The sequence below is a fragment of the Cupriavidus sp. 96C5-1 genome, from assembly GCF_057798855.1.
Window position 1 is genome coordinate 71646 of sequence record NZ_JBYOJU010000002.1, and the last position, 21940, is coordinate 93585.

Consider the following 21940-nt stretch of genomic DNA (forward strand, 5'->3'; position numbering starts at 1 on the left):
GGGCAGCGCGGCACCGCTGCCTCATGCATCATGCATCAATAGACATCGCGCCGGTACCTGCCCTGCTCGCCCAGCCGCAGCAGCGCCTCTTCGCCCAGCACCTCGGACAGCGCCGCGTTGACGCCGGCAGCCATGCCCTGCAGGCTGCCGCAGACATAGATGGCCGCGCCGGCCGCGACCCACTCGCGCAAGGCACCGGCCGACGCATGCACGGCGTCCTGCACATAGCGCAGCGCGCCGCCATCGCGCGAGAAGACCAGATCCAGCCTCTGCAGCACGCCCTGCGCCTGCCACGCCGCGAGCTCGTCGCCGTGGAAGGCATCGTGCTGCGCGGTGCGCTCGCCGAACAGCAGCCAGTTGCGATAGCGGCCGGCCGCCGCGCGCGCCTTGAGATGCGCGCGCAGCCCAGCCAGCCCGGTGCCGTTGCCGATCAGGATCAGCGGGCGATCGTCGGCAGGCGGATGGAAGGCGCGATTGGCGCGGATGCGCAGGGCGATGGCCGCGCCCGGCTCCGCGTGCGCGGTCAGCCAGCCGGATGCCAGGCCGAGGCGGCCGTCGCCGTGGCGCGCCTGGCGCACCAGCAATTCCAGCCGCCCGTCTTCCGGCAACGAGGCGATCGAATACTCGCGATGCGGCAGCGGCGGCAAGGTGTCCGCCAGGCGCTGCGGCGCCACGCCGGCCAGCGCGGCGAGATGCGCGTCGGGCAGGACGATGCGGGTGGCGAGCGCTTGCGCCAGCGTGGTGGCCACCCCATCGCAGCGCACCGGCGTGCCGCCATCGAGCGAAAGCATGGCCAGCATGCGCTCCACCTCGGCCGGTGCGTGGCGCGGGCCGATCTCGGCAATGTCTCCGGCCTGCCATGCCGGCACGCTCCCGGCGGCCGGCACCAGCGCCAGGTGGAAAGCCGGCGAGCCCGGGCTGCCGGGGTTGAGCAGGCGGCGCTCGTGCAGCAGCCAGTCGGCATAGCGCGGCTTTTCCCAGTCGGCGATCTCGGCGCCGCCGCTGAGCGCGCTGAGGTGGTTCTGCCAGTGGCGCAGCGCGCCGGCGTCGCCGTTGTCGACCTCCACCATATCGAAGAGCGGCTGCGCGTGCTGGCGCTGCAGCCATGCCGACAGCGTGTGGCCGAAGGCGCAGAAGTTGGCGTAGCTGCGGTCGCCGACCGCAAGCATGCCGTAGCGCAGCGCGCGCAGGCCCCCCGGGCCCGCCGCTGCCGTCAACCGGCGCGCAAAGCCCGATGCGCTATCGGGCGCGTCGCCCTCGCCGGTGGTGCTGACGACGAACAGCGCCTGGCGGCAGTGGCCAAGACAGCCGGCTTCCAGATCGGCGAAGGACAACAACTGCGTGGGCTCGCCGGCATCCCGCAGCGCCTGCGCGGTCTGCAGTGCGAGCTGCTCGGCAAACCCGCTCTGGCTGGCATAGGCCACCAGCGTAGCGCCCGCCGTGGCCTGCGCCAGCGAGCCTGCGCGGGCATGGCGCCGGCGATGCCGGCCGATCACCGCCGTGCAGAACCCGGCGTAGGCGATCGCCACGCCGGCGGCCATGCCGCCGCGACTCGGGGCCAGGAAAGCCAGCGCCACCCCGGCCAGGCCCGCCAGCGCGCCGAGCGCGATCACCGCGTCGATCACGCGGATGCGCTTGCCGGCGTGGCTTGCGTGAGGCTGCGCACGCGCGCCGGCCGTGCCGCTGCCGGCGTCGGGCGCGTCCAGCGAAAGGGAGGAGGCCGTATCTGGCGGGTTCATGAGAGCATGGCCTCGAAGGCGGGTGACAGGCGTTCCTCGAAGCCGTTGCTATGGCGGATCAGGAAACGCGCCGCCAGCGCGTGCCGGCGGGCGAACACCATGCCGGCTTCCGGCCCCAGCACGGTCAGCGCGGTGGAATACGCATCGGCCAGCATGCATTGCGGGTGCAGCACCGTGACCGAGGCCAGCGCGTGGCTGGCAGGATAACCGGTGCGCGGGTCCAGGGTATGGGCATAGCGGCGGCCGCCGCTATCGAAATAGCGCCGGTAGTCGCCGGAGGTGGCCACCGACAGGCCGTGCAGTGCGACCAGCGTGTCCTGCATGGCCGGGCTCGTGCCGGGCGGGCTTTCCAGCGCCACCCACCAGGGCAGGCCATCGGGCTTCACACCGTGGCCGCGCAGCTCGCCGCCGACCTCGACAAGGTGGCTGGCGATGCCCTGCCCGCTCAGGTAGCGCGACACCGCGTCCACCCCGAAGCCCTTGGCGATGGCGCAGAAATCCAGCCGGACGCCGCCGGGCTGCCGCGCGCGGCCCGCGGCTTCGTCGAGCACGATGCGCTGCCACCCGCACAGGGCGCGGGCATGTTCGATCTCGGCCAGCGCCGGCGCCGCATCGCGGCGCGGCGCCGGGCCAAAGCCCCATAGGTCGACCAGCGGCCCGGCGCTGGGATCGTAGGCCCCGCCGCTGTCGCGCGCCACTTGCAATGCGGCCTGCAACACCGCGAAGCAGTCCGGCGGCAACACCTGCCAGCTGTCCGGCGCGGCGCGGTTGAAGCGGCTGAGGTCGGAGCTTTCGTCCCAGTTGCTCATCTGCGCGATCACGCCGGCCAGCACGGCGCGGATGCCGGCATCGAGCGCGTCTTCGCCGGTCCCTCCTGGCGGCATGACCCAGGCCGCCGACCACGTCGTGCCCATGGTCTCGCCATGCCGCCGGCACAGCTGCGCCCCCGCGGCAGGCACGGGCGGGGCAGAGCCAAGCGAGAGAGGAATGAGGACACGCTGCATGCGGGTGAACCTGGTAAAGCGACTAAAACGATAGCGGCGAAAACACAAAAAGCCCGCTTGGGGCCTTGATGCCTGCACCGGCCGCCGGACTTGCGCCCGGCGGCCGGCCTGCGATGAAGCGTGCTTACTGCGGCAGCACTTCCACCGTGGCGGCGTAGCTCGCGCGGCGCGTCTTGGCTTCCTTGATCGCGACCTTGTCGTCGCGCACCTCGGCTTCCATCCAGTACATGCCCGGGGCCGGCCACTTGACGCTGAACTTGCCATCAGCGTCGGTGGTGAACGACAGCTCCTGCAACTGGTCGCGGTAGCGGATGCCGCCCGGCACCACGGCAACCTTGACGTTGCCGGCGGGCTTGCCGTCGAGCAGCAGGCGGAAGCTGGCGGCGTCGCCGGCAACCAGGTCGTTCGGGTGCGTGACCGGCGCCAGCTCCAGCCCGCGGCCGGTGGTCTGCAGCACCTTGGCGGTCGGCTTGCCGGCCGTGACGAAGGCTTCCAGGCGGCTGTCGGCCTGCGTCACCTGCAGGTCCTGCGCGCCGGCCGGCACTTCCTTGGCGAAGGCTTCGGGAGAACCGCGCCAGCGCTTGGCCTGGCCGTTTTCCTTGTAGCTGGCGAACAATCCATGATTGACCACGGCCACCTTATAGGTGCCGGGCTGGGTCAGGTGCACGTCGAAGGTGCTGCGATAGCGGCCGGTGCTCGCGTTCTCTACCTTGGCCGCGGCGCCGTCCGGCGCGGTCACGGCGAGGTTGTCCAGCCGCAACGGCACGTGCTCGAAGTAGAACAGGTCGTTCGACACGGCGGCGTCGACGGTCACCCACGGGTCGCTGCCCGACAGCACGGTGGCCGACGGCAGCAGCCACTGGCGGTGCGCGTGGGCAGCCAGCGGCACCAGCGCGGCCAGGGCCAGCGCGGCGGCCTGGATGGAGAGTTTGGTGGCGAAAGTCTTCATCGTCATGCTCCTAAGGAATGCGGGGCCGGACCGGGGACGGCGCGGGGCCGTCCAGGAGTTCGATCCGTCAAAGGCTCTGGGTTCTCTCTGGGTTCTGGCTATTGGGGCTTGGCTGTCGGGCCGGGCTCAGGGCTTCAGGTCGACCGTCACGCCGCCCAGCTCGTGCTCGCCTCTTGCCTTGGCCGAAGCCGCTGCCTTCGGCGGCCACGCGAAGGGCACGCGCAGCAGTTCGCGCCCGCCAACCTCGCGGGCGGCTTCCACCACCAGCTGGTAGTCGCCCGCGGGCAGCTTGCCCAGCTGCGTCCTGGCATCGGTGAAAGTGAGCGTGTGCTCTCCGGGTGCGCGCGTGGCGCCGGAAACGCCGTCGGCGGGCATCTGCATATCGCGCCCGGCCTTGCGCCACCACTGGCGCATGTCCTTGAGCCACTTGGTGCCTTCGCCGTCCTTGTGCTTGACGTCATACCAGACCGCCAGCGTGCCGGCCGGACTCTGGTCCGCGCGCTCGACCCACATCGAGACATAGGGGCGGTGGTATTCGGCGACGCTCAGCCGGGGAATCTCGACCTTGACGTTCATTTCGGCCGCCACCGCCGGGCTGGCGAAGGGAACGGCAGCCATGCCGGTAAGAGTGACGGTAAGCAATCGGCGCATAGCAAGACCTCGTTTGTAAGCTGCTAACTGTGGACTGGAAACCGGGTGTGACCGGCAAATGTGTTCGCGGGCGCTGCAAGGCACGCCCAAGGCGGCCGGCACCGGTGGCGCTTCAATGAATGAACAGCAGCGCCAGCAGCAGGGGCGCCACCAGTCCCAGCCCGACCAGCGGCCAGGTCGCCATGCGGCCACCGGCGTGCAGCTTGAGCAGGAACAGCCCGGTGATGCTGAAGATCAGGCAGGCGACCGCGAACACATCGAGAAACAGGCTCCAGGCGCGGCCGGTATTGCGGCCCTTGTGCAGGTCGTTCAGGTACGAGACCCAGCCGCGCGTGGTCTTCTCGTACTGCACTTCGCCGCTGTCCAGCGCCAGGCTGACCCAGGCGTCGCCACCCGGGCGCGGCAGCGAGACATAGATCTCGTCGCCCGACCACTCGGCTTCGCGGCCGGCGGCATCGATATCGAGTTCCCGCGCGAGCCAGTCGGCCAGGGCAACCGGCACCGGGCCTTTCTCCCCGTGCGCGGCCTGCCGCAACGCGGCCGTCAGGCTGGCCGGCGCGGTGGCGGTGCGCGTGGCCACTTGCGGGCGAGCCTCGATCTGGCCGGCGTGGTTAAGCGTGAATCCGGTGACGGCAAACAGCAGCATGCCAATCAGGCAAAGCGCCGAACTGATCCAGTGCCATTGGTGCAGGTGCTTGAGCCAGAAGGCCCGGCGTTGTTGGCCGGCCCCCAGCGATATTTCGGTCATGGTGGTTATTCCGGCGCCCGCTCGCCTGGCCTGGCGGGGCCTGTGGCTCCCGGCAGCCCGCTATCCGGTCGCCTCACTCGTCGGCTTGCCTGGTCTGCGCTGTCGCTGCGCCACCTGTACCAGGCGAGCGGTTCGGCAAATAAAGCGAAAGGATAATGGTTCTCATTTGAAATCGCAATGCCGGCTGCCACGGTGGCTGTTACTTCGCATTACAAACGGACACCGCGAGCAGCACCCGTCAGATCGGCAAATGTATTGTGCGGTACCGCGCACGCACGGGCCCGTTGCCCTGCAACCCTTGCCGAACCTGAGGAAATCCCCTAGCGCCGCACCGTCAAGTTTGTCTTATCCGCCGCCGTTATCGCATCAGAAGCGCCTTGAATCGATACCTAGAAAACCGGGGGAGAAAGAATGCTGGAGCGTCTGAGCCTGAGGAAGAAATTGTTGTTGCCACTGCTCCTGAGCTGGGTCTGCCTGCTCGGACTGACGATGTGGGATGCCTGGCAGATGCGCGAGCTGAGGCTGGAGGAGCGCAAGCTGGACCTCGCCCACGTCACCGAGACCGCGCTGTCGGTCGCGAAGGATTACGAGGCGCTGGGCCGCAGCGGCAAGCTGCCGATGGACGAAGCCAGGCAGCAGGCGCTGGAGCGCGTGCGCGCCATGCGCTTCGGCGACGACGGTTATTTCACGCTGATGCGTTCGGATGCCGTGGTAGTGATGCACCCCTTCAAGCCGGAGATGAACGGCAAGAACATGGAAACCATGAAGGACCCCAACGGCACCTTTCTGTTCCGCGATATCGCCGCCATCGGCAAGGGCGTGGGACAAGGCTATGTGCATTACATGTGGGCCAAGCCCGGTTCCGAGGTGCCGCAGCCCAAGCTGAGCTACGTGGCGAACTTCAAGCCCTGGGACTGGAATTTCATCGCAGGCGTCTACCTGGACGATATCGACGCAGCCTTCCGCCAGGCGCTGTTCAAGTCCCTGGCCCTGCTGCTGGGCATCGGCACAGTGATGACCGTGGTGGTACTGCGCATTGCCAACGGGCTGCACAAACAGCTTGGCGGTGAGCCGGCGCTGACTTCGCGGATCGCCGCGCGCATTGCCGAAGGCGACCTCGCCAGCCAGGTGGACACCGCCCCCGGAGACCGCCACAGCGTGCTGTTCGCCATGCAACAGATGCAGAACCGGCTGACCGGCGCGATTGGCAGCATTCGCGGCTCGGCCGATTCGATCGCCAACGCGGCAAGGGAGATTGCCGCCGGGAATTCCGACCTGTCGCGCCGCAGCGAGGAGCAGGCCGCGTCGCTGGAGCAGACCGCGGCCAGCATGGAGCAGCTCACCGGCACCGTGCGCCAGAGTGCCGATAACGCCCGCCAGGCCAGCCGCCTGGCCGAAGGCGCCTCGGAAATCGCGGTGCGAGGCGGCGCCATTGTCGGCAAAGTGGTCAACACCATGGGCGAGATCAAAGCGGCCTCGAGCAAGGTGGTGGACATCATCGGCGTGATCGAAGGCATCGCCTTCCAGACCAATATCCTGGCGCTCAACGCCGCGGTGGAAGCAGCGCGCGCCGGCGACCAGGGCCGCGGCTTCGCCGTGGTGGCCGGCGAGGTGCGCAGCCTGGCCCAGCGCAGCGCCACCGCCGCCAAGGAGATCAAGGAGCTGATCGGCAATTCCGCGCAGCGCGTGGACGACGGCGCGGCACTGGTGGAAACCGCGGGCCAGGCCATGGATGAGATCGTGGAAGCCGTCAAACGCGTCACCGACCTGATGGGCGAGATGCGGGCCGCCACCGAGGAACAGACCGGCGGCATCGAGCAGGTCAACCAGGCCGTCACGCAGATGGACCAGATGGCGCAGCAGAACGCCGCGCTGGTGGAACAGGCAGCAGCGGCCGCGGCTTCGCTCGAGGACCAGGCAGACGCGCTGCACCGCGCGGTCGGCACGTTCCGGCTGGCAGGCGCCTGAGGCCGGCACGGTGCAGTGAAGAGCCGTAGTTGGCGCAGGCCTGGGCTCTTCGCGCTAACATTGGCCACCTCCCCAGCACCGGCCAGGATGAACCATGCCTTCCAATCATCGAATTGCGTCCGGCCGCGCCACGCTGGCCGCGGAAGTCGTCGGCAGTGGCGATCCTGTCGTCTTTCTGCACGCCAGCGTCTGCGATAGCCGCATGTGGCGCGCGCAACTGGATGGCGTCGGCGCTAACCATAAGGCCATCGCCTACGATCGGCGGGGCTTTGGCAAGACCCGCGCGGAAAAGGAGGACTTTTCTGCCGTCGCCGACCTGATGGCGGTGATTGACGCCACGGCGAACGGCACGCCTGCGATCCTTGTTGGATGCTCGCAGGGTGGGCGAATCGCGCTCGACGCGGCGCTTTGGCATCCATCCTGTGTCCGTGCCCTGGTTCTCATTGCGCCCACCGTGAGCGGCGCGCCCGAGGCGATCTATCCGCCTGAAATCAAGGGCCTGCTGGCCCGGCTGAAGGAAGCCGAAGCGGCCGGCGATCTGGATCAGGTGAACGCGATTAAAGCTCGCCTTTGGCTAGACGGTCCACTGGAGCCGGAGGGTCGTGTCGTGGGTCAGGCTCGCCGGCTGTTCCTCGACATGAACGCCATTGCGCTCCGCTCGCCGCCGACCGGGTCGGACCTTGATGTCGCGCCCGCCTTCCATCGTTTGGGCGAGATATCGGTGCCATCGCTTGTGATTTGGGGTGACCTCGACTTTCCCCACATTCAAGAACGATCTCGTCATATTGCAACTGTGATGTCGAACGGGTCGGGCCATGCGTTGACCGGCGCCGCCCATCTGCCGAGCCTGGAGCAACCGGCGGACATCACGGGCCTGCTCGCGGGATTCATCGATCGCTGCCCTGGCCGCCAGGGATAGGCCGGTCGGGACTGGGGCGCTGACCTTCACGCCTCGCCAGGGTGACCGTCCGCGATGGGTCGCCCAGAAACTCTCGCACTCTCCCAAAACAAGATGCAAATTCTTCTTGTAATGAGATTAATTCCCATTTACCATAGCTTCACTGTCTGACGCGCGGCAAGCAGAACAAGCACGGCGCCAGACACCGGAACACGGCAATACCAGCAAGGCCAGCGGCAGGTCCGCGGCAACCAGGAATTTGCGGTGTCGCAATGCGGCATCCATCACCGTCTTTTGTGGGGACCGCTCCGTACCGCGGAGCGTTTGGCAGTAGCCAGTCACCGGAGGATCGGGAAAGCAACCAGACCCCGCTTTCCCGATCGCCTCTTCGGCCGACAAGCCAAGCCATTTTTTTATTCCGCGAGTCGTGCCAGCACGGCTTGCATCAGCGGGCGGCCTTCCGGCCTGGAAGCCGCCCGCTGCATTCCTGCGGCCCGGAAAGCAGACGTCCGCGCGAAGCGTGTGGGCGGCGCGGCCGGCCGGAGCACCGTCATTTCCGATCGATGCGCCCTGCCCGGGCGCCAAGCCGTAGCATGCTGATGCCTTCCGACAGTACCGATCCCATTGACCTCAAGCGCGCCGGACTCAAGGCAACCTCGCCACGCGTGCGCGTGCTGGAAGTCTTCCGTGCCAGCCAGCGGCGGCACCTGAGCGCCGAAGATGTCTACCGTGCCCTGCTGACGCAGGAAGTGGATGCCGGCCTGTCCACCATCTACCGCGTGCTCAACCAACTGGTGCAAGCCAACATCCTGCTGCGGCACAGCTTCGAATCGGACCATGCCGTGTTCGAGCTGAACGAGGGCGGCCACCACGACCACCTGATCTGCGTGTCCTGCGGTCGCGTGGAAGAATTCCGCGACGAAGCCATCGAGGCGCGCCAGCGCGAAGTGGCCACCGCCAACGCCTTCGTGCTGCGCGAACACATGCTTGTCCTGTACGGCCTTTGCCCGGCATGCCGGGCCGACAAGGCAATCAACTAAACCGGCCATCGGTTCCCCTGCCTGCTCTCCCGGAACCTCGGCCTTGCCCGGCCCCGCTCGCCGCGGATGCCGGTGCGCAACCGGAGTCCGTCATGCCGCGACAGATCAAACCCCTGCCTGAACTCAAGCGCCTGCTGAGCACCTGGCTGCGCGAGCAGCCCGGATGCCAGGATTGCCAGTTGCGGGCCGTGTGCGTGCACCGGCCCGACCATACCGGCTGCAACTGGAGCGCCGAGGTGGATTTTCCTGAGCGCAGCGAGGAGGAGGCGGTCGGGAGTTTGCCGCTGGCCCGCCGGGTGGTTGTGATGGTCAGGGAGCAGTTTAATGTGGAGGGGCTGGTTGCGGCGGGGCCGCTGGGGTGACAGTGACCGTGGGGGAGAAAACACACCCCCGGCGCGGGCAGTGCCACACCGGCCACATCCGGCTAAAATCCGCCCTTGCCCGCGCGCAGCGCGGCCCACAGACCGCCTCCGCGCCTACCTCATGCCCATCCCCTCCGTTCCACGCCGCGCGCTCCTGGCCGTCGCCCTCTGCCTCGGCGCCACAGCCGCATGGGCCGAGACCGATGTCCAGGCCACGGCCCCCGCCAGCAACTGGAAAATCTCCGCAGGCCCCGGCGTCTACGTCGCGCCGAACTTCCCCGGCTCCCGGAAGTCGCTGGTCTACCCGATCCCCTACCAGGACATCGACTACGGCGGCCGTTTCTTCTCGCGTGGCTTCGATTTCCTTGGGGTCTACGCCGTCAACAACGATATCTGGCAGGTCGGCGCGGATTTCCAGCTCGACCCGACCTGGCGCAGGAGCAAGGACGACCACCGGCTGACAGGCCTGGGCGATGTCAATATGACGGTGCGGGCGCGGGCGTTCGCGCAGGCGCAGGTGTCGTTCGTGACCTTCTCGGCGGATGTGGCGCAGGATATCGGCGGCCAGGGGCAGGGCCTGATCGCCAACGGCGATGTGCTGTTCAGCCTGCCCGCGGGCAAGTGGCTGTTCACATTGGGGCCGGGGATGACGTGGACCAACGGCAAGTACATGCAGACCTTCTTTGGCGTCACGGCGGACCAGAGCGCCCGCTCGGGCCTGCCGACGCATGCCGTGCAGGCTGGTCTGCGCGAATGGCACGCGAACGGCATCGTCACCTACGAGATCTCGCGCAACTGGTCGGCGCTGGCCTCGGTGACCTTTGCCCGCCTGCGGGGCGACGCTGCCAGCAGCCCGATCACCGAGCGGCGCCAGCAGTGGACCACCATGGGGGCGTTGACCTACCGCTTCCGCTAGGAGCGCGCCTGGCGCAAGCACAAGGCACCAGGCGCCGTACCCGTCCTCAGGGCCGGCCCGGCCTGGGCGCTGGCGCGGTCCCGGTTGGGGTCGGCGCGGCGGGCCGCAGCACCAGCCAGACCGCCATGCCGATCAGCGCCCCGCCGGCGGCATGCGCCCACGAAAGCTGCTCGCCGAGGAAGAGCGCGCCCCATACGATGCCGAACGGCGGAATCAGGAACGTCACGGTCAGCGAGCGCACCGGGCCCAGGTCCGCGATCAGCCGGTAGTACAGGATGTAAGCGATGGCCGTGCAAAGCATGCCCACCGCCAGCATCGCCATCCAGACACCGGGTCCGGCAGCCGGCAGCGTGTTCTCGCGCGCCAGTGCGACCGCGCAGAACGGCAGCAGGAACAGCGTGGCGCCAAACATGCTGCCGGCCGCCACCAGGCGGCTGTCCAGCCCGCCCTGCGCGGTAATCCAGCGCCGCGCCAGAAAGCCAGCGAGGCCATAGCAGGCCGTGGCCACCAGGCAGGCCCCGGCGCCGAGCAGCACCTGCGGCGAAAACGCCACCGGCCCGGTGCGGGTCAGCACCGCCACACCCGCGACGCCAAGCACCACGCCGCCAGCCTTGGCCAGCGTCAGCCGCTCGCCGAAGCACAGCGCGCCGATCAGCACGCCCATCAGTGGCGTCATCGCATTGAACACCGCGGAGTAGCCGGCCGGCAGCCACAACGCCGCAAACGAGTACATGGCAAAGGGGATGCCCGAGTTGATCACGCCCAGTGCCATGACCTGCCGCCATTTACCCCGCATATCCCAGCGCACGCGCATCAGCGCCAGGCAGCCGGCCAGCGTCGCGGCGCCGATCAGCACGCGCAGAAATGCCGTGGCAAACGGCCCAAGTACCGGCGCGCCGATCCGCAGGAACAGGAAGCTGGCGCCCCAGATGGCGGCAAGACTAAGCAAGCGGATCAGATCGGTGGGTCTCATGGCGGCGGGGGCGGAAAGGCACAAGATGCGGCAAGGGAGAGTGCCCGGATTAGACCCCGGCTCGGGAAGGGCCGCAAGCTGGTTTCGGACATATCCCTGGCCTGTGGCTATGCCTCAACGTACCCACCGGTCACTTGGCGTTGCGTGATGGCAATGTGCTCGCCCCACTTAAGGAGGGGGTGGTACATGAGGCGCGTGACAATCCGTATTGAATTATTTTAAAATCTGATCTGCGCCAGAGTTAATTGACCCCTCCGACGCATTCCCGACAAGCCGCCACTCACGTGGTGGCTTCTTTTTTTGCGGCGCGCAAAGCACAACTATAAAACAACGTCAACCGCAATGGGAGATGCCGCGTTTGCAGCGACATGAAACGACAGTTCCTTGGCTTGCTCGCCCGTATCTACGTCCTTCAATTCGCCGTCGAGGTGCCGGCCACGGTGGCCATGCTCGCCGAGATGTTGATGGAATACGGCTTCCAGGTGGATATTGGGTCCGTCCGCCCCTTGCTGCGCGCCTTGCAGATGGAAGGCTACATTGAAAGCGTGCTGCGCGACGGCATCGGCCGTGTCTACCTGATCACGGAACGCGGACGGGAAGAACTGCGCAACAGCCGCAGCCACGTCGACGACTTGTATCGCCGGCTGCACTCGCGCAACGATTCTTCCGAAACCTCCCACGGCTGATCGCCCGCGGCGCGGCCGACACGCCGGCCGCCATCGCTCATGCCCCGGTGCACGCCCGCGCAGCCCGGCCGTGCACGCTGCCCCGCCAGCGCCATTCCCGCCACGCCATCCCCATGCAATGTGCCCCCCGGCACGGGCAGCCGAGCCGCAACACTTCATGCGGCGAATAGCGTACCCGTTTCTGCGTGGACCAACATGCTTCGCATCAATGGCAGGGCCCGGAGAGGCAGTGCGCTGTGACGCCACCTGCCCGAGCCTGCCGGCTGACGCGGGGCCAGCCTTGCTGGCTTACTTCTTCTCAGCCTTGCCTTCGTACCGCTTGCTCCACTCGGCCAGGATGCGGTCGCGATTGGTGCTGGCCCAGTTGAAATCGTTCTTGATCAGGCGCTTCTCGTAATCGGCCGGCAGCAGGGCATCCGGCTTGGCGATGCCCGGGATGGCCAGCACCGCGAAGTTCTTCTCGTACAGCGCCATGGCTTCGTGGGAGGCGGAGAAATCCGCCAGCCTGCGTGCCGCTTCCAGATTCCTGGTGCCCTTGACGATGGCAGTCGCCTCGATGTCCCAGCCCAGCCCTTCGGACGGCAGCACGATGTCGATCGGCGCGCCTTCCTTCTTGGACTTCATGGCACGGTACTCGAACGCGATGCCGATCGGGAATTCGCCCTGCGCCGCCATCTTGCAAGGCTTGGAGCCCGAGTGCGTATACAGGCCGATATTCTTGTGCAGGGCATCCATATAGGACCAGCCCTTCTGCTCGCCCATCATCTGCAGCCAGGCGCTTACGTCCAGGTAGCCGGTGCCGGACGAAGCCGGATGCGGCATGACGATCTTGCCGGCGTAGACCGGCTTGGTCAGGTCGGCCCAGGAGGCCGGCTTGGGCAAACCCTGCTTCTGTGCCTCGATGGTGTTGAAGCAGATCGCCGCGCCCCACACATCCATGCCGACCCAGGCCGGCGGGTTGGCGGCGCTGCGGTATTGCGCATCCACCGCGGCCAGGTTCTTCGGCGCGTACGGCTGCAGCATGCCTTCCTTGTCGAGAATCGCGAGGCTCGAGCCGGCCAGGCCCCACACCACGTCGGCGCGCGGCGCGGCCTTCTCCGCCAGCAGCTTGGCGGTCACGATGCCGGTGGAGTCGCGCACCCACTTGATCTCGATATCCGGGTTGGCCTTTTCGAAGGCGGCTTTGTAGGCGGCGATCTGGTCGGCTTCGAGCGCGGTGTAGACCGTCAGCACGGTGTTGGCATGGGCTGCGCCGGCCAGCAGCGCGAAGGCGGCCACGGCAGTGGCGGTACGGAACAGGTAAGGCATGGTTTCTCCTTGGGAAGCGTGTCTTGATGTCGGGCGAATATCGGGGCAGGTGTCAGCCTTGCGGGGCGCGCCAGGCTTGCGTGCGGCCCAGCCAGCCGCGCGCGGCGCCCAGCAGCAGCAGGCAGGCCAGCGCCGAGGTCAGCAGGATCAGCGTGGACATGGCCGCGGCAGGCGCGGTATCGCCGGCGTCGTCCATGTTCAGCACGGAGATCGCGGCCAGCACGGTGTCGGGGCTGTAGAGGAAAACCACCGCGGACACCGTGGTCATGGCCGAGACGAACAGGTAGCGGAAGATATCGATCAGTGCCGGCAGGCAGATGGGCACCGTCACGCGCCAGCAGGTGACCAGCGGCGCCACGCCCAGCGACAGCGCGGCGGCTTCGAATTCGGCATCGAGCTGGCGCAGCGCGGCGGCGGCGGTGAGATGGCCGGTGGTGTAGAAGTGCGCCACATTGCAGAGCACCAGCAAGGTCATGGTGCCGTACAAGGTGTGCAGCGGATTGGACGGCGCGTTGAAGAAGAATACGTAGCCCAGCCCGAGCACCAGCCCTGGTACCGCCATTGGCAGCACAAAACCTGCCCGCAGCACGCCGTGCAGCCAGGCCGGCCCGCGCGTGCGCTCGGTCAGCCAGGCGCCGAAAAAGATCGCCAGCGTGCCGGCCAGCGCGGTGAAGGCTGCCATGCGCAGGCTGTTGCGGTAGGCCAGCCAGCCGCCGCCGTCCATATTGTCGAAGTCGTAATGGGCCAGCGTGAGTTCCAGGTTGTACGGCCAGAGCCTGACCAGGGAAGCGCCCACCGCCGCGGCCAGCACGGTCAGCAAGGCGGCGCCGATCGCCAGCACCACCAGCGTGCAGAACGCATCGCGCAGCGGATCGCGGCCCGGCACGTACACCTGCGAGCGGCTCGACATCTGTGCGCGCTGGCGCCGCTGCATGGCGATATCCACGCCGAAGGTCAGCAAGGCCGGCAACAGCAGCAGCATGCCGATCAGGGCGCCGCGCGCGAACTGCTGCTGTCCGACCACCGCCTTGTAGGCCTCCAGTGCCAGCACCGGATAGCCGCCCCCCACCACCTTGGGCACACCGAAATCCGTCACCACCAGCGTGAGCACCAGGCAGGCCGCGCCGAACAGGCCGTGGCGGGCACCCGGCAGCGTCACCGTCAGGAAGGTGCGCCACGGCGAGGCACCCATCGCGCGCGCCGCCTCGTACAGGCGCGCGTCGGCCAGCGACAGCGCGGCCATCAGCACCATCAGCGCGTGCGGAAAGGTGTAGAAGGTCTCGCCCAGCACAATGCCCCAGAAGCCATAGATGCCGCCCGCGCCAAAAGCGCCCTTGAATATGCCCTGGTTGCCGAACAGGTAGACCAGCGCGATACCGGGCAGCAGCGAAGGCGCGAACAGCGGCAGCAGGGCAATGCCCCGCCATAGCGGCTTGAGCGCGATACGGGAGCGCTGCAGCGCATAGGCAAAGCCGAATGCCAGCGGCACGACCAGTGCGGCCACGGTCAGCGAGACCGCCAGGCTGCGCCCCAGCAAGGGTACGAAGTTGGGATTGGCGGCCAGCTCGGCCACGCGCGCAGGCAAGGCCCAGTGTCCGGCATCGTCGAACCAGGCTTGTCCGAACAATGCCAGCAGCGGCAGCACCAGCGCCACCGCCAGCCCGGCCAGCCAGAGCCATTTCATCGCGGCCGGCGTGCCATGGGCGATCCGCTCCGGCAGGCTGGCGCCGCCGCGCGCGAAGCGTCCCCCATCGGCGGCGCGGCCGGCCTGCGCCACTGCCGCCACCGCAGGCTGCAGGCGCCTCATGCGAACACCTGCAGGGCCTGGCTGGGCAGCGACACCCAGAACTTGTGGCTGCCCGGCGCCGGCAGCAGGTGGCGCTCCTCGCGCAGCACGTCGGCGAACAGCGTCTGCCCCGGCAGGCGGTCGGCCTCCAGCAAAAGCCGGTAGCGGCTGCCCAGGTAGGTCTGATCGACAATGCGCGCCAGCAGGCGGTTGGGCTCGCCTTCGGCCGGATGCAGCCTGACCGCCTCGGGACGGCAGCACAGCCTTGCCGCACCCCCGGCATTGCCGGCGGCCGTGCCGGCACGAGCGGGCGATACCGCCAGTTCCAGCTCGCCCACGGTAAAGGTCTCGCGTCCGCTCAGGCGGCCCGCCAGCCAGTTGGCCTGCCCGATGAATTCGGCGACGAAGGCCGAGGCCGGGCGTTCGTAGATCTCGCCGGGCGTGCCGGTCTGGGCAATGCGTCCGCCCTCCATCACCGCGATGCGGTCGGCCATCGCCATGGCTTCTTCCTGGTCGTGCGTGACCATCACCGTGGTGACATTCAGGCGACGCTGCAGCTGGCGCAGTTCCAGCCGCAGGTGCTCGCGCACCCGCGCATCGAGCGCCGACATGGGCTCGTCCAGCAGCAGCAGCGAAGGGGCCGGCGCCAGCGCGCGCGCCAGCGCCACGCGCTGCTGCTGCCCGCCGGAGAGCTGCCCGGGATACTTGCGCTCGCTGCCGGTGAGCCCGACCAGCGCCAGCATTTCGCCGATGCGCGCCTCGCGATGGGCGCGTCCCATGCCGCGGCCCTGCAGGCCGTAGGCCACGTTCTGTGCCACCGACAGGTTCGGGAACAGCGCGTACGACTGGAACAGGATGCCGTAGTCGCGCGATTGCGGCGGCAGGCCGGTCAGCTCGCGCCCACCGGCATGGATGCGCCCGCCATCCTCGCGCTCGAGCCCGGCGATAATGCGCAGCAAAGTGGTCTTGCCGCAACCCGAAGGGCCCAGCAGGCACAGCAGTTCGCCCTGCGCCACCGACAGCGACACGCCGTCCAGCGCCTGGAAGCCGCCGGCTCCCCCAAACCGCTTGCTGACCTGCTCCACCGCCAGGAACGGACGACCCGACGCGGCCTCGACTGCTTGCATGAACAACCCTTTATGCCACCATGACAGCCGGCAGCATAGAGACCGCGCATGCCAGCAGTGTGGCAGTTGGGCAAAGATTCCCGATGCAGGTATAGGCGGTTTTGGGAATAGCCGGGCGGGGCTTGGCCCGCGCTGCCCCGGCGGCTGGCGGCTAGCGGCCGGCTGCCAGCACCGGGGCCGCGGCGTGCATGATCGCCTCCCCGCCTGCCGCGCAGATCTCCATCAGCCCGCTCAGGGGCACCGCCTGGCAAAACAGGTAGCCCTGCACCGCGTCGCAGCCATGCTCGCGCAGGAAGGCGAACTGCCCCGGCGATTCCACGCCCTCGGCGACCACCTGCAGGTGCAACTGGTGCCCAAGGGTAATGATGGCGGCCGCCACCGCCTGGTCATGCTCATCGTGCGCCACATCATCGACAAAGGATTTGTCTATCTTCAGCTTGTCGATCGGCAGCCGCGTCAGGTAGCTCAGCCCGGAGTAGCCGGTGCCGAAATCGTCGATCGACAGGCCCACGCCCAGCGCGCGCACGCGCTCGAAGGTGTCGATGGTCTTGCTGCCGCCCTCGATCAGGATGCCTTCCGTGACCTCGATGGTCAGGCTCCCCGCCGGCAGGCCGGCCGCCGTCAGGCACTGCTTGACCATGGCGGGGAAGCCCGCCTGCCGCAACTGCAGCGGCGAGATATTGACCGCCACCTCCAGTTCGAGCCCAAGCTCGGCGCGCAATTGCTGGATCTCGCGGCAGGCCGTGGCCAGGATCCATTCGCCCAGCGGCATGATCAGCCCGCTCTGTTCGGCAATCGGGATGAACTCGGCCGGCGGGATCACGCCGCGCTCGGGCGTGTTCCAGTGAATCAACGCTTCCACGCCGACGATGCGCAAGCTGGCGGCATCGACGATCGGCTGGTAGCGCAGCTTGAATGCCTGTGCGGCAAGCGCGCGGCGCAACAGGCCCTCGATGGTGAAACGCGCCATCGACGCCTCGGCCATCTCGCTGGAAAAGCGGCTGAGCTGCGCGCCGCCGCGGCGCTTGGCCGCGTACATGGCCGCATCGGCGTTCTTGAGCAGGTCGGCAAGGTTGTCGCCGTCGTCGGGGCAGATCGCCATGCCGATCGACGGCGTCACGCGCAGTCGCTGGCTGCCCAGTTGCAGGTCTTCGGACAAGCGCTCCAGGATCTTGGCGGCGACCAGTTCGGCCTCGCTGTCCTGGCTCACCGCGTCGAGCACCACCACGAACTCGTCGCCGCCCATGCGGGCCACCATGTCGGCATGGCGCACGGCCGCCTTGAGGCGGTCCGCCACGATGCGCAGCACCTCATCGCCCATATGGTGGCCGAGCGATTCGTTGATGCGCTTGAACTGGTCGAGATCGAGCAGCAGCAGCGCGATGCGCTCACCCTTGCGCAGCGCACGCTGCAACACCAGCTCCGTGCGTGCGTGGAGCTGGGCGCGGTTGGGCAGGCCGGTGAGCGCATCGTGATGGGCCAGGTGCCGGATGTACTCGTCGGCGCGCTTGCGCTCGGTCAGGTCATGCGCGATGGCGAGATAGCCCCCCGCGTCGGAGGCCGGCATGCCATCGGCAACGGCAGCCCCCATGCCCGGCGCCGCTGCATCGGCGCCGGCTGCGGCACGCGCAGCGGGCAGCGCGGTCAGGGTCAGCTGCACCGGCAGGCCCGAGCCGCCCTTGCGGACGTAGGTCCACTCCTGCTCGTCAGCCAGCCCCAGGCGTGCCTTGCCGATCACTGCCTGCAGCCCCGGCGCGACCGGCTCGCCCAGCTCGCTGGTCAGCGCCACGGCGCGGGCCGCGACTTCCCTGGGGTCGAGGAAATCGAGATAGCGCATGCGCCCGGCCACCTCGCTGGCCTGGTACCAGAGCATGCGCTGGCCAGCGCGGTTGATATCGGTCACGATCCCGTCGCGGTCGAAAGTGATGACGCACAGCGCGGTATGGTCGAGCACGCGCGCGCTGCGCCCGGCCGCCTCTGTCGCGGCAAGCTCGGCGCGGCGGACGGCACTCAGGTCGGTCACCACCCACAGCACCCGGCCGGGGCCGGCGGCAGGCACTGGCGTCGCCACCACGCGCACGGGGAATACCGTGCCGTCGGCCTTGCAGGCACGGGTTTCGGCCCGCCGTTCCGGCCCCGTCGCGACCAGGGTGGCAGCGTCGGGCAGCAAGGTGGCGATGGCCGTGCCGGCGAACTGGTCGGGCGCCCTGCCGAACAGTGCCGAGGCGGCGGCACCGGCGATCTGGATCCCGCCATCGGCGCCGCATACCAGGAAGGCATCGCTGGCGCTGGCCAGGCCCGCGCGCTGCAAGGCACCATCGGTCTGCCGGGCATGCCGGACCCGTGCCGCGAGCCGCCAGGCCTGGCGCCGCTGGCGGGCCAGCACCAGCGCCAGCCACGCCAGCAGCCCCGTGCCCACCGCGCCGGCCAGCAGCGCCAGCGCGGCACGCCGCGGGCGATGGGCCGCTTCGAAGGACAGCGTGCTGGCGGCATGCAGCGTCCAGACACGGCCGCCGAACCACAGTTCTCTCTCCGCCCTCAGCAACGGCGCGCGCGCCGGGCCGGGCGCCGCATCCGCCGGCTCGGCATCACCGGCCAGCAAAGCACCGGGCCGCGCGTCGCGTCCGTCGTAGAGCGTCAGCGACGCGGCGCCAGCCGCCGGCAGGCTCACGCTGCGCAGCACGTCTTCCAGCCGCAGGGAGGTATAGACATAGCCGGTCACGGCCTGTTGGCGCTGGACCAGGGTATTCAGCGGCAAGCCGTTGGCGTAGACCGGCAGGTACAGCACGACGCCCTGCTGGGACGCCTGCGCTTCGCTCTCGCTGGTCAGCTGGAGGGCGCTGGTGACCCGCGCCTCGCCAGTGTCGCGGGCAGCCTCGGCCGCGGCCCGCCGGGCGGGGTCCGTGAGGATATCGAAGCCAGGCACGCGCGCGATGCGGCCGGCGAACGGCTCCACGTACACGATGGGGGCGTACAGCTCGCGCTGGCCGCGCGGGTAGACCTCGAAGGCCGGCAGGCCCTCGCGGTGCATCGATTCGACCAGCCGGTCGACGTCCCCGCGCGGAGTCAGGCGCACATAGCCGATGGCATTGGTGCCGGGCGGCAGGTCGTCCAGTTGCGTGGTGTACAGGTAGTTGCGCCACTGCGCGCGGGTAGCCCCGGGGTCGGCTGCGAACAGGCCGGAGGTCCCGCGCAGCAATTGTTCGTTGTCCTGCAGGCGGGATTGCAGCGCGGTAAAGACCGGCGAAAACAAGGCCTCGAACTCGTCGTGCGCCGCCTGCCGCTCCAGCCCGCGCAGGCTATGCCAGGCGCCGCCCGTGGCGAGAACGCCGGCGGCGGCGACCAGCAACGACAGCAAACCGGGCGAAAGTGAGGGCAGTTTCATGAATAAGGGGTGCGGATAGGAGCCCTCGATGGCCGCGCCCCGCCTCCGCAGGGCCAGAAGGCACTATACCGCGCCAGCAATGGCTCGCCCAGTCCCGATGCCGGTGCGTAACGTACGGCGCCACACGAAACCGCGCGCCGCCGCCGGACTCGCGCGGGGCACGCGGTTGTGGTAGGGTTGGCGCACCCGCAAGCCAGCCGGAGCCCGATTCCGGCTGCGACGCGGGTCGGCCGCCCAGATGGCGCGCGCCATCCCCGACACCGCCGGCCGCATGCCCCACGTTTCGCTTTCCCTGAAGGCGCGTCTTGCGCTGATTAGCACCCTGCTCGCCGCCGCCCTTGGTACCGGCATCGTGCTGGCGTCCCTGTATTGCGCTCACGACGACCTGCTCGCCGCGCTGCAGGACCAGCAGGATTCCATCGTCAAGCTCGCCGCCAGCCAGCTCGACACGGCGATGAACGACCGCATCACCCTGCTGTCCCATATCGCTCCGCAACTGGAGGGACAACTGGGGCGCCCCGCCGCCGATCTGCGCCGCCTGCTCGAGAGCCGGATCCCTGTACCCGGCAGCTTCAATGCGTTCATGCTGGCCGACGCCCATGGCCGGATGCTGGCGCCGGACGGCACGCCGGTGAATATCGCCGACCGCGACTATTTCCGCGAAGCCGCTCGCACCCTGGGGCCGGTGATCACGCCGCCCATCCGCGCCCGCACCAATGGCGCCATCGGCGTACTGGTCGTGGTGCCGATCGTCTCCGCACAGCGCGAATTCCTTGGCCTGCTGGGCGGCTGGCTCAACCTGACGAGCGCCAACTTCCTGGTGGAAATCACCCATAACCGGCTCGGCACCACGGGCTTCTACTGCCTGGTATCGGCGGGGCGCGCGCCGGTCTATGTGCGGCACCCCGATCCGGCCCGGGTAGACCAGCCAGCGCGCGCGCAGGGCGATACCTGCGGCGTCGAGGGTCATGGGGGGCTGTTCGAGTTCCTGGCGCCGGCCCGGCCGCTGATCTCGCGCTACCTGATGGAGAGCACCGGCTGGGAACTGGTGGCCGTGCTGCCAGCGCAGGAGGCTTTCGCGCCGTTGCGCGCCATGCAGCAGCGCTTCGTGCTGCTTGCGCTGCTGTCGCTGGCGGCAGTGGCCTTGCTGATCTGGCTGACCGTGCGAAGCCTGCTGGCGCCGCTGACGCGGCTGCACCAGGTGGTACGCGAAAGCGCGTGCGACCTTGCCGCCTATGAACGGCTGCCAGCGCAGCAGGACGACGAGATCGGCGACCTCGCGCGCGCCTTCGGGCAGTTGATGCGGGATGTGAACGAGCGGCGCGAACAGCTCGATCTCAGCGAGCGCCAGCTACGCGCGGTCACCGATACGCTGCCGGCGCTGCTCGCCTTTATCGGCCCCGACGAGCGCTACGCCTTCAACAACCTGGCCTACGAGCGCACCTTCGGCATTCCCGTCCGGGAGCTGCACGGCAAGACCGTGCGCGAGGTGATCGGCGAAACGCGCTACGCGCGCGTCCGGCCGTTCCTGCAGAAGGCCCTGGCGGGTACCGCCGTGACGTTCGAACTCGAGGAGAGCGATCCCGAATACCGCTGCATGGAGACCAATCTCCGCCCCGAATGGAGTGCCGACGGCAGCCACGTGGAGGGCGTGCACGTGCACGTGCAGGACGTGACCCAGCGCAAGCTGGAAACCCTGCGGCTGTCGCGCATCTCGCGGCTGGACCACCTGACCCAGCTGCTTAACCGCAGCGCCTTCGAATCGCTGCTGCAGACAGCCATGAAGCGCAGCCGCGACGACGATCGCCTGATGGCGCTGCTTTACCTGGACATGGACCGGTTCAAGGCCGTCAACGACTACCACGGCCACATCACGGGCGACCTGCTGCTGCAGGCCTTCGGACGACGGCTGCAACGCTGCGTGCGCGAACGCGACGCGGTAGCGCGGCTGGGCGGAGACGAATTCGCAGTGGTGCTGGAAGAGATCGGCAGCGCGGCCAATGCGCAGCGCATCGCGCAAGCCATCCTGGAATCGGTAAGCCGGCGCTTTTTCATCGACGGCGTGTTTGCCGATGTCGATGTGAGCATCGGCGTGGCGCTCTACCGGGGGGCGCCGATGCCGGACCAGGAGTTGATGCGGCAGGCCGATACCTTGCTGTATCGCGCCAAGGCGGCAGGGCGGGGGCGTTTTGAGATGGGGCCGCCGGAGTTGATGGAGGGGGTGGGGTGAGAGGGGGTGGGGTGAGAGGAGGTACCGCGGCTAGAGGTGGTGTGTTGTCGGGCTCATGGGCGCATGGAGGTATTTGGTTTTCAGTAGGACCTCATGCCGTTGTAGGGACCTGATTCAGGTCTGCAGGGCCTAAAGGCGGAGTGGTGTCAGGCCCTCGGGCACATGGAGGT

At 68.4% G+C, this 21940-nt stretch carries 17 protein-coding genes; 7 read left to right on the plus strand and 10 right to left on the minus strand.

Going from position 1 to position 21940, the window contains the following annotated elements:
* Window positions 1–35: 35 nt before the first annotated feature.
* From AC3FOF_RS02910 to AC3FOF_RS02930, 5 genes are all read right to left on the minus strand, one after another.
* Window positions 36–1739, minus strand: coding sequence for a sulfite reductase subunit alpha (locus AC3FOF_RS02910; RefSeq protein WP_488725719.1), 1704 nt, complete (start codon window positions 1737–1739; stop codon window positions 36–38).
* Window positions 1736–2743, minus strand: a complete 1008-nt coding sequence (locus tag AC3FOF_RS02915) for an FAD:protein FMN transferase (RefSeq protein ID WP_488725720.1) — start codon at window positions 2741–2743, stop codon at window positions 1736–1738. The genes AC3FOF_RS02910 and AC3FOF_RS02915 overlap by 4 nt, the downstream gene beginning before the upstream one ends.
* A 124-nt stretch (window positions 2744–2867) precedes the next feature.
* Entirely contained in the window at window positions 2868–3692 is an 825-nt protein-coding gene (locus AC3FOF_RS02920; RefSeq protein ID WP_488725721.1) for a DUF4198 domain-containing protein, read from the minus strand.
* Between the two features lie 126 nt (window positions 3693–3818).
* Window positions 3819–4343 (minus strand): DUF2271 domain-containing protein, encoded by a 525-nt coding sequence (locus AC3FOF_RS02925; RefSeq protein ID WP_488725722.1) that lies wholly within the window; start codon window positions 4341–4343, stop codon window positions 3819–3821.
* Window positions 4344–4455: 112 nt separating this feature from the next.
* Complete coding sequence (locus AC3FOF_RS02930) at window positions 4456–5091, minus strand: PepSY-associated TM helix domain-containing protein (protein ID WP_488725723.1); 636 nt, start codon at window positions 5089–5091, stop codon at window positions 4456–4458.
* Between the two features lie 411 nt (window positions 5092–5502).
* On the opposite strand from AC3FOF_RS02930, the gene AC3FOF_RS02935 reads away from it, so the two are divergent.
* The 5 genes from AC3FOF_RS02935 (at window position 5503) to AC3FOF_RS02955 (ending at window position 10275) form a co-directional block, all read left to right on the plus strand.
* Window positions 5503–7059: a methyl-accepting chemotaxis protein gene (locus AC3FOF_RS02935; protein ID WP_488725724.1), complete on the plus strand. Its 1557-nt coding sequence runs from the start codon at window positions 5503–5505 to the stop codon at window positions 7057–7059.
* A 94-nt stretch (window positions 7060–7153) separates the two neighbouring features.
* Window positions 7154–7978 (plus strand): alpha/beta fold hydrolase, encoded by an 825-nt coding sequence (locus AC3FOF_RS02940; RefSeq protein ID WP_017224888.1) that lies wholly within the window; start codon window positions 7154–7156, stop codon window positions 7976–7978.
* Window positions 7979–8550: 572 nt separating this feature from the next.
* Window positions 8551–8997: a ferric iron uptake transcriptional regulator gene (gene fur, locus AC3FOF_RS02945; RefSeq protein ID WP_017224887.1), complete on the plus strand. Its 447-nt coding sequence runs from the start codon at window positions 8551–8553 to the stop codon at window positions 8995–8997.
* Between the two features lie 92 nt (window positions 8998–9089).
* Window positions 9090–9359 (plus strand): hypothetical protein, encoded by a 270-nt coding sequence (locus AC3FOF_RS02950; protein ID WP_017224886.1) that lies wholly within the window; start codon window positions 9090–9092, stop codon window positions 9357–9359.
* A 121-nt stretch (window positions 9360–9480) separates the two neighbouring features.
* The gene (locus tag AC3FOF_RS02955; protein ID WP_488725725.1) at window positions 9481–10275 is read left to right on the plus strand and encodes a MipA/OmpV family protein; all 795 of its coding nucleotides are present in this window, start codon (window positions 9481–9483) and stop codon (window positions 10273–10275) included.
* A gap of 46 nt (window positions 10276–10321) precedes the next feature.
* Here AC3FOF_RS02955 and AC3FOF_RS02960 read toward each other — a convergent pair whose 3' ends face one another.
* A complete protein-coding gene (locus tag AC3FOF_RS02960; protein WP_276264729.1) occupies window positions 10322–11248 on the minus strand; it encodes a DMT family transporter in 927 nt (308 codons plus the stop codon).
* A gap of 368 nt (window positions 11249–11616) precedes the next feature.
* On the opposite strand from AC3FOF_RS02960, the gene AC3FOF_RS02965 reads away from it, so the two are divergent.
* The gene (locus tag AC3FOF_RS02965) at window positions 11617–11934 is read left to right on the plus strand and encodes a PadR family transcriptional regulator (RefSeq protein WP_017231257.1); all 318 of its coding nucleotides are present in this window, start codon (window positions 11617–11619) and stop codon (window positions 11932–11934) included.
* A gap of 288 nt (window positions 11935–12222) precedes the next feature.
* Here the strand turns inward: AC3FOF_RS02965 and AC3FOF_RS02970 are convergent, their stop codons facing one another.
* The 4 genes from AC3FOF_RS02970 to AC3FOF_RS02985 form a co-directional block, all read right to left on the minus strand.
* A complete protein-coding gene (locus AC3FOF_RS02970) occupies window positions 12223–13242 on the minus strand; it encodes a putative 2-aminoethylphosphonate ABC transporter substrate-binding protein (RefSeq protein ID WP_017231256.1) in 1020 nt (339 codons plus the stop codon).
* Between the two features lie 52 nt (window positions 13243–13294).
* On the minus strand, window positions 13295–15049 hold the full coding sequence (locus tag AC3FOF_RS02975) for a putative 2-aminoethylphosphonate ABC transporter permease subunit (protein WP_488725726.1): 1755 nt from the start codon (window positions 15047–15049) through the stop codon (window positions 13295–13297).
* On the minus strand, window positions 15046–16155 hold the full coding sequence (locus AC3FOF_RS02980; RefSeq protein WP_276264727.1) for a putative 2-aminoethylphosphonate ABC transporter ATP-binding protein: 1110 nt from the start codon (window positions 16153–16155) through the stop codon (window positions 15046–15048). The genes AC3FOF_RS02975 and AC3FOF_RS02980 overlap by 4 nt, the downstream gene beginning before the upstream one ends.
* Window positions 16156–16306: 151 nt before the next feature.
* Window positions 16307–19540, minus strand: coding sequence for a bifunctional diguanylate cyclase/phosphodiesterase (locus AC3FOF_RS02985; RefSeq protein ID WP_488725727.1), 3234 nt, complete (start codon window positions 19538–19540; stop codon window positions 16307–16309).
* A 271-nt stretch (window positions 19541–19811) separates the two neighbouring features.
* On the opposite strand from AC3FOF_RS02985, the gene AC3FOF_RS02990 reads away from it, so the two are divergent.
* Entirely contained in the window at window positions 19812–21770 is a 1959-nt protein-coding gene (locus tag AC3FOF_RS02990; RefSeq protein ID WP_488725907.1) for a sensor domain-containing diguanylate cyclase, read from the plus strand.
* Window positions 21771–21940: the final 170 nt, after the last annotated feature.